14 protein-coding genes and 1 tRNA gene are annotated in these 16,387 nt (G+C 63.7%); 2 read left to right on the top strand and 13 right to left on the bottom strand.

The features are described 5' to 3' along the window. Nucleotides 1-11 precede the first annotated feature (11 nt). The 9 genes from PVZ72_RS05955 to PVZ72_RS05915 all read right to left on the bottom strand — a co-directional run bounded on the left by PVZ72_RS05955 (nucleotide 12) and on the right by PVZ72_RS05915 (nucleotide 8,322). Nucleotides 12-1,367 carry an MFS transporter gene (locus PVZ72_RS05955; protein WP_208692071.1) on the bottom strand — a complete coding sequence of 452 codons (1,356 nt, stop codon included), beginning with the start codon at nucleotides 1,365-1,367 and terminating at the stop codon, nucleotides 12-14. A 44-nt stretch (nucleotides 1,368-1,411) separates the two neighbouring features. After that, nucleotides 1,412-2,260: a glycosyltransferase family 2 protein gene (locus PVZ72_RS05950; protein ID WP_133862468.1), complete on the bottom strand. Its 849-nt coding sequence runs from the start codon at nucleotides 2,258-2,260 to the stop codon at nucleotides 1,412-1,414. 13 nt (nucleotides 2,261-2,273) lie between these two features. Continuing rightward, entirely contained in the window at nucleotides 2,274-2,630 is a 357-nt protein-coding gene (locus PVZ72_RS05945; protein ID WP_027598043.1) for an SMR family transporter, read from the bottom strand. Beyond that, a complete protein-coding gene (locus PVZ72_RS05940) occupies nucleotides 2,627-3,460 on the bottom strand; it encodes a sugar phosphate isomerase/epimerase family protein (RefSeq protein WP_273861433.1) in 834 nt (277 codons plus the stop codon). The genes PVZ72_RS05945 and PVZ72_RS05940 overlap by 4 nt, the downstream gene beginning before the upstream one ends. Further along, complete coding sequence (locus PVZ72_RS05935; protein WP_133862470.1) at nucleotides 3,460-4,248, bottom strand: NAD(P)-dependent oxidoreductase; 789 nt, start codon at nucleotides 4,246-4,248, stop codon at nucleotides 3,460-3,462. The genes PVZ72_RS05940 and PVZ72_RS05935 overlap by 1 nt, the downstream gene beginning before the upstream one ends. 5 nt (nucleotides 4,249-4,253) lie before the next feature. After that, a complete protein-coding gene (locus PVZ72_RS05930) occupies nucleotides 4,254-5,885 on the bottom strand; it encodes a hypothetical protein (protein ID WP_273861432.1) in 1,632 nt (543 codons plus the stop codon). Then, nucleotides 5,866-6,930 (bottom strand): FAD-dependent oxidoreductase, encoded by a 1,065-nt coding sequence (locus PVZ72_RS05925; RefSeq protein ID WP_252977322.1) that lies wholly within the window; start codon nucleotides 6,928-6,930, stop codon nucleotides 5,866-5,868. Before PVZ72_RS05925 ends, PVZ72_RS05930 begins: the two co-directional genes overlap by 20 nt. 47 nt (nucleotides 6,931-6,977) lie before the next feature. Next, nucleotides 6,978-8,000, bottom strand: coding sequence for a glycosyltransferase (locus tag PVZ72_RS05920; RefSeq protein ID WP_133862472.1), 1,023 nt, complete (start codon nucleotides 7,998-8,000; stop codon nucleotides 6,978-6,980). A 245-nt stretch (nucleotides 8,001-8,245) separates the two neighbouring features. Next, nucleotides 8,246-8,322 (bottom strand) — tRNA-Arg (locus PVZ72_RS05915). A 258-nt stretch (nucleotides 8,323-8,580) separates the two neighbouring features. Here PVZ72_RS05915 and PVZ72_RS05910 point away from each other — a divergent pair. Further along, nucleotides 8,581-8,895 carry an Arc family DNA-binding protein gene (locus tag PVZ72_RS05910; protein ID WP_007160462.1) on the top strand — a complete coding sequence of 105 codons (315 nt, stop codon included), beginning with the start codon at nucleotides 8,581-8,583 and terminating at the stop codon, nucleotides 8,893-8,895. 51 nt (nucleotides 8,896-8,946) lie between these two features. Here PVZ72_RS05910 and mgtE read toward each other — a convergent pair whose 3' ends face one another. Continuing rightward, entirely contained in the window at nucleotides 8,947-10,392 is a 1,446-nt protein-coding gene (mgtE, locus tag PVZ72_RS05905; protein WP_405046447.1) for a magnesium transporter, read from the bottom strand. A gap of 289 nt (nucleotides 10,393-10,681) precedes the next feature. Between mgtE and PVZ72_RS05900 the strand changes: the two genes are divergently transcribed. Further along, nucleotides 10,682-11,158 carry a DUF4124 domain-containing protein gene (locus tag PVZ72_RS05900; protein ID WP_187979939.1) on the top strand — a complete coding sequence of 159 codons (477 nt, stop codon included), beginning with the start codon at nucleotides 10,682-10,684 and terminating at the stop codon, nucleotides 11,156-11,158. A 24-nt stretch (nucleotides 11,159-11,182) separates the two neighbouring features. Here the strand turns inward: PVZ72_RS05900 and pheA are convergent, their stop codons facing one another. The 3 genes from pheA to gyrA are packed head-to-tail and all read right to left on the bottom strand — an operon-like array spanning nucleotide 11,183 to nucleotide 16,202. Next, nucleotides 11,183-12,277, bottom strand: a complete 1,095-nt coding sequence (gene pheA / locus PVZ72_RS05895; protein WP_158892948.1) for a prephenate dehydratase — start codon at nucleotides 12,275-12,277, stop codon at nucleotides 11,183-11,185. A 2-nt stretch (nucleotides 12,278-12,279) separates the two neighbouring features. Further along, complete coding sequence (gene serC / locus PVZ72_RS05890) at nucleotides 12,280-13,365, bottom strand: 3-phosphoserine/phosphohydroxythreonine transaminase (RefSeq protein WP_273861431.1); 1,086 nt, start codon at nucleotides 13,363-13,365, stop codon at nucleotides 12,280-12,282. Then, nucleotides 13,365-16,202: a DNA gyrase subunit A gene (gene gyrA, locus PVZ72_RS05885; protein WP_263258880.1), complete on the bottom strand. Its 2,838-nt coding sequence runs from the start codon at nucleotides 16,200-16,202 to the stop codon at nucleotides 13,365-13,367. The genes serC and gyrA overlap by 1 nt, the downstream gene beginning before the upstream one ends. Nucleotides 16,203-16,387 lie beyond the last annotated feature (185 nt).

Below are 16,387 nucleotides of genomic sequence, written 5' to 3'. Positions count from 1 at the left end.
TCCTCCACCGCTCAGGGCGCCCTGGATTCAGGCGGGTTCTGCAGGAACTCGATCTCTTCCTGCAGCGGTGCTCCCTCCTCGACAGGCTCTTCCTCTACGACCGGCTCAGTGTGCATCTGGTCATGCACCACCTGGCTATCGACCCGTGGATCCAGGGCCGCTGCCAGCGGCGAACTGGTCGACCCTTCGGGCATCTGTACGTGGCTCAGCGGCGCCTCGTCGACCAGGTGCTTGCCCGTGACCGCATCCGGGCGGATACGCCAGATCAGGATGGCACCGCAGAGCACGACAAAGGCATAGAGCATGTTGGGTCCGACCAGATTCATCAGCGCACCCACCACCAGCGGACCGATACAGGCACCGATGCCAAAGGTCACCAGTAGCATGGCGCTCAGGGATACCCGCCGCTCCCCTTCGATATGGTCATTGGACAGCGCCACCGCCAGGGGGTAGAGCACGAATTGCAACAGGCTGGCGATGAGGCCGAGCGGCAGCAGCACCACCGGCGGCACATGGGGCAGCACGGCCAGTGGCAGGGCAGCCAGCGTCAGGGCGATGGCGACCACCCGGATCAGCCAGCTGCGATCATGCCGATCCGACAGCCAGCCGATTGGCCACTGGGCGATCAGGCCGGCGAAGATGCAGCAGGCCATGAACAGGCCGATGCGCTCGGTGGGCAGGCCCTGGGCGCTGGCATAGAGGGGCGCCAGGCCGTAGAAGGAGCCGATCACCAGTCCGGCGACCAGGGTCGTGGTCAACGACTGCGGAATTCGCTGGATAAAAAACGTGGGTTCCAGCGGCGCCGGCTTGAGCGGTGCCGGGTGGATCTTGCCGGTGACCGCCACCGGCACCAGGCACAGGGCGTAACAGATGGCGACCAGCATCAGCTTGTCGACGCCGAGATCCGGCGAGAGCACCAGCACCACCTGCCCCAGCGCCAGGCCGAGGTAGGAAGCGGTCATGTAGCCGGAAAAGACCTTGCCGCGCTCGCCTGGGCCGGCCTGCTCGTTGAGCCAGCTCTCCAGCACCATGTACTGGCACATCATGCCCATGCCGATCAGCACCCTGAGTGCCAACCACATCGGCAGCCAGGGCAGCAGGCCGATCCCCAGCACCGCTGCGCCGACTACGCCGGCGCAGGTCACATAGGCACGGATATGGCCGACCTTGGCGATCAGTCGATGCCCCAACTTGCCGCCTATCACCAGGCCCGCGTAATAGGCAGCGGTCAGGGCGCCGACCCATAGTCCCTGCACCTGATCGGCGGCCAGTCGCAGACCGAGATAGGTACTCAGCAGACCGGTCCCGATCAACATCAACAGCGTCGCGAAATAGAGCCCGCGAAACGCCGACAGCACACGCACCATTGCCTACTCCATCGTCTCTTGCACACCCGGCAAGCGCGACGGAATCAGCTTCGTCGTTGCGCCGCCAGCTGGGCGTCCTCGCCCAGGCGTGGGTTGTATTGGCCTGCACAGGCCTTCATCAGTACCTGCAGCACCGACAGATTACCTCTGACGCTGCTGATCTTGGTGGGTACCTCGCCCTTCGGATAGCGCCGCACAGTGGGGAGTTCCACGCAGCGATAGCCCAATTTCGGTACCCGATAGGAAAGATAGGCCAGCAACTCGTAGGTGGTGAACTCGTCGCGGAACGGTGCCACGCGCGGATCCAGCAGCATGGCCCGGCTGTAGGCGCGGAAACCCTGGGTGGTGTCGGTCCAGTGGAAACCCGAGGCCAGGCTCAGCATGGGCGCATGGATGAAGCGAATGGCGAAGTCGCGGGACTTGGGGGTGTTCTCCGCCACGCCGCCGGCCAGGAAGCGCGAGGCCTGGACGAAGTCGTAGCCCTGCTCGATGGCGTCGATGAAGCGCGGGATGGCGTCCGGATCGTCCTTGTCATTGCCGTCGATGGTCACGATGCCGGTGTAGCCCTCGTCGAGCACGAAGGCATAGGCGCAGCGCAGCTGGGAGCTGAGCTTGCCCGGTGCGGTCTTGACCAGCAGCCCACGCACGCCCAGCTCCTGCAGCCGCTGCGGCTCCAGCGAGCCGTCGGTACTGCCACCGTCGACGATGATGACATCGGCGATGTCGGCGATCCTGACCGCCGCCATGCGCCGCAAAAGGTTGAGAATCCGCTCGCCTTCGTTGATGACCGGGATCACCACGCAATGCGGACGGCTGCGACCGTTCCAGAAGGTCGTCGAATAGCTGGGCACCTGCCAGAGGGCGCGCTCGGTGGCGGGAATTGCAGTAGTCATAGGTCCTCCAGGTTCAACCGACACGGGCCGTGATGAGGGCGACGCCGGCGATGATCAGGACGATGCCTGCCGCCGTGGTCCAGGGAAAGGCTTCGCGAAAGATCACCACCGACAACAAGGCGACGCTGGCGATGGCTCCGGCCGTCAGCACCGGATGCGCCACGTTCAGCGGCAGCTTGGCAAGGGCGGCGGCATACAGCAGAAAGGCCAGGCCATACATGAACAGTCCTAGCCAGAATGGCCAGTTGGCCAGCGCGGCCATGGGATCGCTCAGACTGGGAAAGCGCCGCGGCGGCAGCATGGCCAGCTTCACCAGCACGCTCGCCGAGGCGTTGGACGCAATGCCCAGGATCAGGATCAGCCACTTCATGCGGCAGCCTCCGGCAGGTCGCGATAGGCCTTGACCGCGACCTGGACGCCACGCTCCAGCGCGGCCAGGTTGGAGCCCTGCTTGGCCGGCAGCATCTCGATGCTGACCACCTGCTCCGGCAGCCGCCGGGTCAGGGCGAAGGCGATTCCCTCGTGGTTGGTACCGCCCTCCCCCAGGGTCACCAGATCCGGTTCGCTGGCATGGACGTGGCCGATCAGATCGGCATGCTCTTCCAGGACGCGGGCGGCATCCTCCTCATTGATGGTCAGGGCGCCGGTATCGAGCTGCATGAGGATCGCCGGATGCTCCACGGCCCGTACTACGGCGGCGGTGGAATCGCTGTCGATCATGAAGTTGGCGCCATAGCGTGGCGGATTAGGCTCCAGGCAGATCTGCACCCGGTGCGCCGCGGCCACATCACCCAGGCGGCGGAAGAAATCCCGTGCCTGCGCCAGGGCCTGGTCGTCACTCAACCCCGAGCGATCGCGATTGCGCGGCGAGCCGAACACCAGGCGCGTCGCGCCCAGCCCCTCGGCGACCCGGCAGACGCCCTCCAGCTGCGCCAGCAGCGCGCGCTGCACGTCGTCGGCGCCGAAAACGTTGAGACCGGTGGTGCCGAACAGCAACGCCTGCATGCCGGTGATCTCGATGCCGCGGGCCTGCCACTGCTGACGCACGACCTGGATTTCCTGGGCGGTGGCCGTCTTGGGATCGGCGAAATACTTGCCGGGGGCAATGTCGATGGCATCCACCCGGTATTGCTGCAGGATCTCGGCGACCATGGCGTCATCGGTCGGATCCCAGGCGATATTGGAGATGGCGATGCGCATCACTGACCCTCCGCCTTGATGACCGGGGGTTCCGACTGGGCGTAGGCGCGGACCGCGAGCAGGGTGTCGCGCGCGCTGTACTGGTAACCGTCACGCCCGCCGAAGACCTCGGCATGCACGCTGCGGAAATCGTAGCGCGCTGGCGTACCCTCCAGGGTATTGCCGAAGTCGCGTCCGAAACCCTGGCTGGCGATGTCCGCCACGCTGATGGGCTCGGCGGTCAGGTGCACCAGGTCCAGCCCGGCAGCCTGGGCGGTCTGGATGTCATAGCCGAGATTGACCATCGGATAGAACTGGAAGACGCCGCGACTTTCCACCGCGTGCAGGTTGTTGTCGTTGAGCAGGTCGTAGATCACGTTCTTGCGCAGCCCGGGCCCGACCAGGCCCGGCAGGCGGACGATCAGGGCGTTGGCGAAATGCTCACGGACGAACTGCTCCAGTCGATAGCGATTGGCGCCATAGGCGTGCAGTCCCTCTGCGTCCACCGCGGTGGTCTCATCGACGCCAAGCGGCTGCTTGAAGACATCCACGGTGCTGATCAGCACGAAGGAATCGCACTGGATCCGCGACAGATGACCGATCAGGCCATCGATCTTCTCGCGATCGGCCGCAGGATCGCGATTGGCGATCCACTTCTGCGCCGGCGCTCCGGCGCAGATGACCTGGCCATAGGGCTGATCGCCGATCTGGTCGATATTGGTGGAGCGAAACAGCGCGCCGAAGGCCTTCTGCTTGAGCAGCGTCGACCCCACGAAGCCGCTGTACCCTATCAATGCGTCGGTCTTCATGTAGCTCACCCCTTGGTCTTGAATCTCAGGCAATAGTCCGGTTGGCACTCCTCGACGGGATAACGCTCGTCCAGGTAGGCCTTGAGTCGTGGAAACTTGTCGTGCATGGAAATGTTGTTCAGCTTGAATGACCAGAAGGTCGTCGAATACACCACCGCCGGCGGATCGGCCTGCTGCAGATCGCTGAGCAGATCGGCTTCGTAGGGTGGCGTGGCATAGACCGGATAGATGTACTTGGTACAGGCCGGCAGATCGGTCACGCCGTTGATGACCCCGTTGTTGGCCAGATCGAACACACAGTGAGCGCCGCTTTCCAGCAGGCGCCGCGAGGCCCATTGCACCCCGGGCGTGGCCAAGGCGGCGTCATCCGGCAAGGCGGTCAAAGCCGGCACCCAGGCGAGCCCCTGGGCCCACACCCGCTCGACCGGCGATTTGTAGAGATTGAAGGCGGCGAGCAGCACCAGCAGCGCCGCCAGGGCCGGTACCAGCAGACGCCGGCTGAAGGCCAGCAGCGCACCCGCCAGCAGCACCGCAAAGAACGGCGAGGGATTAAGTCCGACCAGCCCCATCAGTACGGCAGCGGCAATGGCCGCGGCCGCCGCGCGCGGATGCGCCGAGATGTCCCAGCCGCCGTTGCGGGCCAGCCGCTGCCGGCGGGCGGCATAGAGCAGGCTCAGCAGGGGCACCCAGAAGCCCATCTGGATATGCTGGAAGTCCGCGCGATTGACCCCGATCTTGAAGAAGATCGCGAGCAGCACTGCCAGGGCACCAATCAGCGGCAGATCCTCGCTCCAGCGCCACGGCCAGGGCAGACAGCGGATCAGGGCGAAACCGGCCAGCGCCGTAGGCACTGCCAGCAGCAGGCTCAGCGCCAGCGGCCGGGCATTCAGGCCATAGCCCCACTGGGACGAGGTTTCCAGAAGGAAGGTCAGGTTCTTGACGTAATCGGTCAGGGCGAAGAAATCGGTACCAAAGCCAAGCCAGCCAACCGTTGCCACGAAGGTCAGCAGCGACAGGAAATGGCGCCGATGCAGAAGCAGCGTGAGCAGTACCGCCGAGCCGATGGCCAGCACCCCGGCGATCCCGCGGTCATAGGACCAGAACAGATTGAAGCCGGCGGCCAGGCCGAGCAGCACCTCGCAGACCAATCGCCGCGGCGTGGTCTCCACCTTGCGATGCAGACAGAAGAGGAACAGCGACAGCAGCAGGAAGAGATCGCGATAGCCCACCACCTGAGTCGCCACGGCGCCCATGGCTACCAGCAGGATCAGGCGCGCGCGGCCCTTGGGCACGGGGCACAGCAAAACGGCCGTTCCCCACAGCAATAGGGCCGCGCCGGTGTTGCACAGTCCATAGAGGATCTGGGTCACCAGGAAGGTGTGCTGGGCGCCGAACCAGGTCTCCGCCAGCCACACCGGGATGAAATCCAGCCCGCCATGGATGGTGAAGGCATGAGCGCCCGGCTGACTGTGCAGCAGCGTCGGCAGCGTGGCGAAATATTCCCCCTGGTGGAAGGGGTCGAGGATGACGCCCTTGCCGAACAGAAAGAAATTGATGATGGAAAAGATCAGAACGCTGATGAAGCCGGCGACGCCAGACACCCCCCTGGGTGTCGCTTCAGTGGAAGGGTTCGGCATCGAGGCGCTCCAGGGCATCGAAAATGTTGTCGATCTTGCCACCCAGCATCGAATAGCAGCCGGGCAGCTGGGAATGTTGTTCGAAGAGGATGGGACGGCCGTCGTCGCCTTCGTTCTTCATCAGGATGGTCTTTACCTCGAACAGCGAATCCCGGTACTCCACCCGTGCCGCAGCCGACATGTAGCGGGCCACGTCGCGCACCATCCAGTCCGCTCGCGAGGCACGGTCGTAGTCGTCGAGCAGGGCATAGGGATCGGTGCCATTGGCGTCTTCCCAGTTCAGGTGCGGGGTGTAACGCACATGGGACAGGGTGTGCAGACCGCGCGCCGGGAACGGCATCATGGAAAAGAACGGACCGTCCATGACCGTCACGCCGAGGTCGCGCAGCTCCGGAGGCATCTCCACCAGGGCCATCTCGGTGATCTCATGGCGTAGCCGGGTGGCCGTGCCGGGGAAATCGCCGCCGTACTGGTTGAGCCCGCTGTAGGTACAGTTGAAGAGGTAGCGGCAATGCAGCTCCTCCTGTCGTCCGGCTTCATCCACGACCTCGGCACCCAGTCCCCCCGCTTCACCGCGGATCGCCATCACGCGACTCTTGAGGCGCACCTCGACGCCGACGGCATCGAGCTCGCGACTCACTTCGGCGGCAAGTACGGCGGAGTTGAAGGCATATTCCTCCGTCAGATACACCGCCTCGATCAATCGATCGTCGAACAATCGACTTAATTCTTCGGATGCCGGCTGCAGGGAAGCCTCGATCCCCTGACAGAAACGTTCGAACTGCTTGGCCGTTACCTTGGAGTTGTTGCGGGCAATGGCATACAACTTGGTGAAATCCCGCACTACCACATCGGGATAGTCGCGCAAGAAGCGCGGCAAGTTGACCCGGCTGCGAAAGGCCGTGACGAAACTGCGCGGATAGTGATAACCGTTATGAACACGTGCCTGATTGTTGTAAGAGGCACGCTTCAACAGCCCGTCTTCCCGCTCGATCAGGGTGACTTTCGCAAAGCCCCTCACGCGCATGAGATACAGGGCCGTCATGGCCCCGTAGAATCCGCCACCGATGACGATCGCATCTTTCATGATCGTCAGGCCATGCCAAATTGAGTAGCCGGTCCTGCGGCATTACCGCCCTGCACTACTTCGACATTGAGCTTGTCACGGCGCGTCATGACGGCGCTCGTGAACTCCTGGGCGACATGATAGAGCGGCCCTTCGTTGACTCTGTGGGTCAACTGCAGGACATATTCGCCAAGGACGAGCAGGACCAGCGAAATGAGAAAGAACATGCCGGACTGCTGTAATGAAATCGTCACCCAACCCGGTGCGACGTCATCCTTGAACAGGCCGATGGCAATGACGTAGATGGAATAGAGCAGATTGGACAGGGCACCCACGATGGACAGGAAGCTGACCATGCGCATCGGCTTGCGGGTGGAGGACACCAGCAGGCGGGCACCGCGATCAAAGCTGCCGGACAGCCGCTTGGGCTTGCTACTGCGCGGCGGCATGCTGTATTCGAGATTGGTACGGGAGAAGCCCGCCGTCGCCGGCAGGTGCCTATAGGTCAAGGCCGGCGCGGGATGGCGCAGGATATAATTGATGACCTTCTTGCTGAGCATCCGGTACTGGGGCGCATCCTTGGCCAGATCGACCCCGTTGAATTGCCGGTAGAGGCTGTTGAAACCTCTGGAGCAAAGACTGTAGGACAGGGTCTGGCGAACTTTCTGCTGATTGTTGGCGAACACCACGTCGATGCCGCCGGCCGCCTGTTGCAACATGTCAGGCAAGAAGGCGATGTCATCGGTTTCCGGATCTATGACGACCGCGAAGTCACCAAGCGCATTTTCCAGACCCACCCAGGCAGCGGTATCGGAATCCACTTCCTTGGTCAGGGCATATACCTGCAGATTGGGCAGGCCGGTGATACTGGTGAGTTGTTTGAGTCGCGCTACGCTGTCATCAGCGGAGGCGTTATCGACAATGATAAGTTCGTAGTCACTTACCAAGGGACCGATAACAGTTGCCGCGCGTTCGAGGACGCTCTGCAACTCGGCAGCCTGATTACGAACGACGAACACGACTGAAAGTAGGACGGGATAAAAGGCCATGACGCGAACCTCCAGAGGCGCTCCAGATACAAGCAATGCAGACGGTTAGCCAACGGAGAGTACAGATAAATTCGGCAGGTTTTCGTCTGCTGCTCTATGCTGTGATCACAGCCACAAATCGCTACTGGAAGAGCCTGGAAGTCGGACAAGGTCGCCGTTTTTGCCCTATCCTCCAAACTGCTGTAACGGTTCGGCAAGGGCACCCGAAGGCGTCGGATCGCGAGGAGAGGTACTGGAAAGGAATCTGGTGTCCCAGAGTGGGGTCGAACCACCAACCTTCCCCTTAGGAGGGGGATGCTCTATCCAATTGAGCTACTGGGACAGGAAAGGGCGCTCATGGTAACGAGCAGCGGAAGGTTTGTCATGTTCCGGTTCGGCAGCGCCGCAGTGCGCGAGGACGGACAACGGCAGGAAGTTCTTCGGCAGCTTTGCAATTTGTTGCGTACGTCGGTAAATTGACGTCAATAAAAACAGATACCGAGGGACAGGTGGTTACAGAGTCCAAGGTGCCGTGAGTGCTAGCGGAACGAGACGAGGGCTAACGCCTTCACTGATTTTTGACTCCAGATGAAGTACCTCAATGACCCAGGCCATTAGATCCTACTCAAGCCGTACCGCTGACAAATTCGTCGTGCGTCTGCCCGAGGGCATGCGAGAGCGCATCGCGGATGTGGCCCGCAACCATCATCGCAGCATGAACTCCGAAATCATCGCGCGTCTCGAGCAGAGCTTGCAGCAAGAGGGCGCCCTTGGCGACGAACCCGGGCTTCGCCTGGACAGTCCGGAGATCACCGCCAGCGAGCGGGAGTTGCTGCAGCGCTTTCGGCAGCTGTCGGGTCGGCAGCAGAACGCCCTGATCTCGCTGATCGCCCACGACATCGACGCCGCATCCTGACGGCGTCCGGGCTGCCCTGCCCCTGGGTAGCCCTTTGCCCCCTACCCTGTCCTACATCAGGAAGAGGGTGGCGAGTCCCAAGAAGATAAAGAAGCCGCCGCTGTCGGTCACCGCGGTGATCAGCACGCTCGACCCCATGGCCGGATCACGGCCGAAGCGCTGCAGGGTCATGGGAATCAACACCCCCATGAATGCAGCCAGCAGCAGATTGAGGGTCATGGCGCCCATCATCACCAGGCCCAGTGACCAGCTGCTATAGAGATAGAAGGCCACCAGCCCTATCACCCCACCCCAGATAACGCCATTGCACAGGGCGACGCCCATTTCCTTGCGCAGCAGCCGTGCGGTGCTGGTGACACTGATCTGCCCCAGCGCCATGGCGCGGACGATCATGGTGATGGCCTGGTTGCCCGAGTTGCCGCCGATACCGGCCACGATGGGCATGAGTGCGGCCAGAGCCACCAGCTTCTCGATCGAACCCTCGAACAGACCGATGACCCGCGAAGCGATGAAGGCCGTGATGAGGTTGGTGGCCAGCCAGGTCCAGCGGTTGCCAACCGATTTCCACACCGAGGCGAAGACGTCTTCGTCTTCGCGCAGACCGGCCATGTTGAGGACTTCGCTTTCGCTTTCCTCACGGATCAGGTCGACCATCTCATCGATGGTGAGACGACCGATCAGCTTGCCGTTCTTGTCCACCACCGGTGCCGAAACCAGGTCATAGCGCTCGAACGCCTGGGCCGCGTCATAGGCATCGCCGTCGGGATGGAAGGCCACCGCCTCCTTGGCCATGACCTCGACCACCAGCTTTTCCGGATCGTTGACCAGCAGGCGCTTGATCGGCAGCACACCCTTGAGGATGCTGTCGTTATCGACCACGAACAGCTTGTCGGTATGGTCGGGCAGCTCTTTCAGCCGCCGCAGGTAGCGCAATACCACTTCCAAGGCGACGTCATCACGGATGGTCACCATCTCGAAGTCCATCAGCGCGCCGACCTGATCCTCTTCGTAGGACAGCGCGGAGCGCACCCGCTCGCGCTGCTGGGCGTCGAGGGCGTCCATGAGCTCGTGAACGACATCGCGCGGCAGATCCGGCGCCAGGTCGGCGAGTTCGTCGGCGTCGAGCTGGCCGGCTACCGCGAGAATTTCCTGGTCGTCCATGTCGGCGATCAGGGTCTCGCGGACCGCGTCCGAGACCTCGAGCAGGATCTCGCCATCGCGCTCGGTCTTGACCAGACCCCAGACGGTCAGGCGGTCTTCCCGTGGCAAGGCTTCGAGGATGAAGGCGACGTCAGCCGGGTGCAGCTCGTCCAGGCGGGCACGCAGCTCTTCGAGGCCTTCTTCGGGAATATCGGCGGGGGATACGGGGGCGCGATCGTGGTCTTCACGCGCCTCGACAGCGAGGTCGTAGCGCTCCAGCAACTCCACGACCTGGGCGAGCCGCTCCTGCAGCGTCTCGTGGGGCTTTCTGATTTCTGCTTCGTTCACTACGGTCATAGCGCACTCCGGCCCGCCGGCGGAGCGCACCGACGAACCCTAACTCAACAACGGGACGAAAAAGGCGATTGAGTATTGACTGGGTAAGTCCATAAGGGGGGGATAACCACTGCCCCGGCGGGGCTGACGGCGGGGATGATACACCGGACCGCTGGCGGGTGCGAAGGCAAAAGGGTTTCAAAACAGCTATTTGCAAGGCTTCCGCAAGGCCCCGAGGGCACGCTTCCGACCCTCGCCGAACCTCCCCGCCTTCGCTAAGCTTGAGCCCCTACGTCAAGGAGGACGTCCCATGAAGAAGCTGCTCGTGCTCGGCCTGCTGCTGGGTTGCACCAGCGCCCAGGCGGCCACGGTGTATCGCTGCGAAGATGCCAGCGGCCACCTCACCTTTTCCGCCAGCGGTTGCGCCTCGGACAGCGACAGCCGTCTGCAGCGCGCGGACAATCCCCGTCCGGGCGGCGCCAAACCCACGCTGATGGCGAAACCCAAGGCCGCTCCCCGCAAGGAAGTCGCGCGCACACCCACGGTGGTGGCAGCCAAGACGGACGGCTGTGGCGATCTGCTCAGCGCCAGCGCAAGGCGCCAGGCGATCATCCGCGGACAGGTCAAGGTCGGCATGAGCCGGGCGGACGTGGAGAGCGCCCTGGGGCCACCGCAGCGGATTTCCCAGCTGGATGCCCTGACCCGTTATCACTACGAGGCGCGCCAGCGCAAGGACCGCACGCGGCTGGTGACCTTCGACGAACACGGCTGCGTGCGTCGCCGCTGACGCCCGCAACCAACGCCTGCTCCGTCAGAGTACGGCGCGGGGATAGGAACCGAGGACCTTGAGCGCCACGGCGCCGGTGGACAGACGCTCCAGGACATCGCGGATCAGCGGATCGGCCTGGTGGCCGAGGAAGTCGATGAAGAAGACATAGGTCCACTTGCCGCTGCGCGAAGGCCGCGTCTCGATCCGGCTGAGGTCGATGTTGTTGGTATGGAACGGCAGCAGCAACTCGTGCAGAGCGCCCGGCTTGTTCTGCATGGAGACGATGATGGAAGTCTTGTCGTCGCCACTGGGCGGCACGTCCTGGTTGCCGATGATGAGGAAGCGCGTGGAGTTGTCCGGGCGGTCCTCGATCTTCTGCTGAACCGGAGTCAGGCCGTAGAGCGAGGCCGCCATGTCGCCGGCGATGGCCGCGCTGTTCCATTCCCCCTTAACCCGCCGCGCCGCTTCGGCGTTGCTGGCCACCGCCACCCGCTCGACGCTCGGGTAATAGGAGTCCAGCCACTTGCGGCACTGAGCCAGCGACTGGGCGTGGGAATAGATGCGGGTGATGCTGTCGGCCTTGGTGTTTTCGCCGATCAGCAGATGATGGTGGATACGCAGTTCCACCTCGCCGCAGATCGACAGGTTGTGCTCGAGAAAGCTGTCCAGGGTGTGGTTGACCGCACCCTCGGTGGAATTCTCCACCGGCACCACGCCGAACTGGGAGGCACCGGCGGCGACCTCGCGAAAGACTTCGTCGATGGCCGCCATGGGCCGGGTCACCACGGCCTTGCCGAAGTGCTTGAGCGCCGCGGCCTGGGAGAAGGTACCTTCCGGGCCGAGATAGGCCACGTGCAGCGGCTCTTCCAGGGCCAGGCAGCAGGACATGATCTCGCGGAACAGTCGCGCCATGTCTTCGTCACGGACCGGACCGCCGTTGCGCTCCATCACCCGCTTGAGGACCTGGGCTTCGCGCTCGGGCCGGTAGAACACGGGCTTTTCGCCTTCCGCCAGCGTTCCCATCTTGACCCGCGCCACATCCTGGGCGCAGCGAGCGCGTTCGCTGATCAGGTCCTGGATGCGTTCATCCAGACTGTCGATACGCAGGCGCAGGGCCTTGAGCTCGTGTTCCGACATGATCAGCCGTGCTCCTTCTCGAATTCGCCCAGATAATTCACCAGCACCTGGACGGCTTCCAGGGTGACGGCATTGTAGATGGAGGCGCGCATGCCGCCCACCGAACGATGCCCCTGCAGATACAGGAGGCCGCGCGCTTCGGCGCCCTGGAGGAACGCCTTGTCGAGACGCTCGTCCGCCAGCCGGAAGGGTACGTTCATCCAGGAGCGGTCGTTCTGGGCGATGGGGTTGCTGTAGAAGTCGCTGGCATCGATGAAGCCGTACAGCAGCTCTTTCTTCTGGCGATTCAGGCGCTCCATGGCGGGCAGACCGCCCTGCTCCTTCAGCCACTTGAACACCAGCCCCGACAGGTACCAGGAGAAGGTCGCCGGCGTGTTGTACATGGAGCCGTTGTCGGCCTCGACCTTGTAGTCCAGCAGCGTCGGGCAGGCGGCGCGCGCGCGACCCAGCAGGTCTTCGCGGACAATCACCACCACCAGGCCGCTAGGCCCGATGTTCTTCTGCGCACCGGCGTAGATCAACCCGAAGCGCGAGACGTCCAGCGGACGCGAGAGGATGTCGGAAGAAGCATCCGCCACCAGGGGCACATCGCCCACGTCCGGAATCCAGTCGAACTCCAGGCCGCCGATGGTTTCGTTGGGGGTGTAGTGAACGTAGGCGGCATCCTTGGACAGCTGCCACTCGTGCTGCCCCGGGATGGCGAAGTAGTCGTAGCCCTTGGCGCTGGCGGCGACATTGACGGTGCCATAGTGCTGCGCCTGCTCGATGGCCTTGCGCGACCAGATCCCCGTGTCGATGTAGTCGGCCTTGCCGCCCTCGGGCATCAGGTTCATCGCCAGCTGGGCGAATTGCAGACTGGCGCCGCCCTGCAGGAACAGCACCTTGTAGTTGCCGGGGACACCCAGCAACTCGCGCAGATCGGCCTCGGCCTGGCTCGAGATGGCAGTGAAGTCTTCACCGCGATGGCTCATTTCCATTACCGACAGGCCACGGCCCTGCCAATCCAGCAGATCGGCCTGGGCCTGGCGCAGCACAGCTTCAGGCAGGGCCGCCGGGCCGGCGCAGAAGTTGTAGGCACGCTTGCTCATCACTCGTCATCCTCGTCGGGAAGGTCATCGCTCGGTACATCGCTGGCACCGGGCAGCACATCGTCCTGGTCCGGCTCGTGGCTGTCGACCGGCAACTCCTTGTCGAGCACCTCGTCGTCCAGTTCGGCTTCGTGATCCAGCAGCTCTTCGTCCACCGAAGGCTCCTGCACCCGCTCCAGCCCCACCAGCTTCTCGCCCTTGCCGAGCTTGATCAGGGTAACGCCCTGGGTATTCCGGCCGGTCCGGGAAATGCCTTCCACAGGGGTCCGTACCAGGGTGCCCTGGTCGGAGATCAGCATGATTTCTTCGCCGTCCAGCACCTGGATGGCGCCGATCAGGGGACCGTTGCGCTCGTTGATGACCATGGCGATCACGCCCTGGCCACCGCGGCCGCGCTGCGGGTATTCGGCCATGGCGGTGCGCTTGCCGAAGCCGTTGAGGCTGGCGGTGAGGATCTCGGCGCCAGGCTCGGGGATCAGCATGGAAATCAGGCGCTGGCTTTCGGCCAGGCGCATGCCGCGCACGCCGCGGGCGGTACGGCCCATGGTGCGCACATGGCGCTCCTTGAAGCGGATGACCTTGCCACCGTCGGAGAACAGCATGACTTCGCGGGCACCGTCGGTGATGGCGGCGGCGATCAGGCTATCGCCCTCCTCCAGCTTCAGCGCGATCAGGCCATTGCTGCGCGGACGGCTGAACTGCACCAGCGGGGTCTTCTTCACGGTGCCGTTGCGGGTGGCCATGAAGATGTAGGCGCCGGTGGGCTCGTCCTGGCCGGCATCGAGGAGCTCGCCCTCTTCGCCTTCACCTTCGCTCTCGACATCGTCTTCCACCAGCACGGCGTCTTCGATGTCCAGGTTGTCGTCCTGCTCGCCCAGGTCTTCTTCACCGATCGGCGCCTGCTGGCGCACGGCTTCCAGATCGACCGGCAGCATGGCGGTGATGCGCTCGCCTTCGGCCAGCGGCAGCAGGTTGACCAGCGGCCGGCCACGGGCGGCGCGGGAGGCCTCGGGGATCTCGTAGGTCCGCTTCCAGTACACCTTGCCCAGACTGGAGAACAGCAGCAGGGTGGTATGGCTGTTGGCGACCAGCAGGTGCTCGATGTAGTCCTCTTCCTTGACCGCCGAGGCCGAACGGCCGCGACCGCCCCGGCGCTGGGCCTGGTAGGCGTGCAGCGGCTGGGACTTGGCGTAGCCGCCATGGGAGATGGTGACGACGCGGTCTTCCTCGGTGATGAGGTCGGCGATGGTCAGGTCCACCTGGGAGGCGATGATCTCGGTACGACGCTTGTCACCGAACTCGGCCTTGACCTTTTCCAGCTCCTCGCGGATGACTTCCATCAGCCGCTCGGGGTTGGTCAGGATGCGGATCAGCTCGCCGATCTGCAGCAGGATTTCCTGGTACTCGGCGATGAGCTTCTCGTGCTCCAGGCCGGTCAGGCGGTGCAGGCGCAGGTCGAGGATCGCCTGGGCCTGTTCCGGCGAGAGGTGGTACCTGCCTTCGTGCAGACCGTACTGCTCCGGCAGTTCGTCCGGACGGCAGGAATCGGCGCCGGCGCGCTCGACCATCTCGCGTACCGCACTGGATTCCCAGGGCGTGGCGATCAGGCGTTCCTTGGCTTCGGCCGGGGTCGGCGAGCTCTTGATCAGCTCGATGACCGGATCGATGTTGGACAGGGCGACCGCCTGGCCTTCGAGGATGTGGCCACGCTCGCGCGCCTTGCGCAGTTCGTAGACGGTCCGCCGGGTCACTACTTCACGGCGGTGACGGATGAAGGCTTCCAGCAGTTCCTTGAGGTTCAGGGTGCGCGGCTGGCCGTCGAGCAGGGCCACCACGTTGATGCCGAATACCGTCTGCAGCTGGGTCTGGGCGTAGAGGTTGTTGAGCACCACCTCGGGGGTTTCGCCGCGACGCAGCTCGATGACCACGCGCATGCCGTCCTTGTCGGACTCGTCGCGCAGCTCGGTGATGCCTTCGATCTTCTTCTCTTTCACCAGCTCGGCGATCTTCTCGATCAGCCGTGCCTTGTTGAGCTGGTAGGGCAGCTCGGTGATGACGATCTGCTGGCGATTGGCGCTCTTGTCGATGTCCTCGACCTCGGCGCGGGCCCGCACATAGATGCGCCCACGACCGGTGCGATAGGCCTCGATGATGCCGGCACGACCGTTGATGATGCCCGCGGTCGGGAAGTCCGGACCGGGGATGTACTGCATCAGGTCGTCAACGGTCAGCTCGCTGTTTTCGATCAGCGCCAGGCAGCCATCGATCACTTCGCCGAGGTTGTGCGGCGGGATGTTGGTGGCCATGCCGACCGCGATGCCGCTGGAACCATTGACCAGCAGGTTGGGGATGCGCGTGGGCATCACCGCCGGGATCTGCTCGGTGCCGTCGTAGTTGGGCACCCAGTCGACGGTTTCCTTGTCCAGGTCGGCCAGCAGTTCATGGGCGAGCTTGGACATCCGCACTTCGGTGTAACGCATGGCCGCGGCGTTGTCGCCGTCCACCGAACCGAAGTTGCCCTGGCCGTCCACCAGCATGTAGCGCAGCGAGAAGGGCTGGGCCATCCGCACGATGGTGTCGTAAACGGCGGTGTCGCCGTGGGGGTGGTACTTACCGATGACGTCACCCACCACACGGGCGGATTTCTTGTACGGCTTGTTCCAGTCGTTGCCCAGCTCGCTCATGGCGTAGAGCACGCGCCGGTGCACCGGCTTGAGGCCGTCGCGCACATCCGGCAGGGCCCGGCCGACGATGACGCTCATCGCGTAGTCGAGATACGACTGCCGCAATTCGTCTTCGATATTGACCGGGAGGATTTCTTTGGCCAGTTCACCCATGAGAAGCCTGGTTCCTTCTGATCTGAAAAGCGCTAGGGCTCGTCCGCACGTCGGCCGAGCCTGATATAGGAGAGGCGAAAGCCCGTCTGGCGGTGCCTGCCACCGGCGGCGCAAGGGGCGCTCCAACCGGTTTTCGGCACTGCATCACCGCCTGCCGAGGGCTTTCGGACAAAGCCTGTGCAAAG

Origin of the sequence: Pseudomonas sp. LA5 (assembly GCF_028640825.1) — a bacterium.
Taxonomy (GTDB): domain Bacteria; phylum Pseudomonadota; class Gammaproteobacteria; order Pseudomonadales; family Pseudomonadaceae; genus Chryseomonas; species Chryseomonas aestiva.
This window is presented reverse-complemented; position numbering and strand designations above follow the sequence as displayed.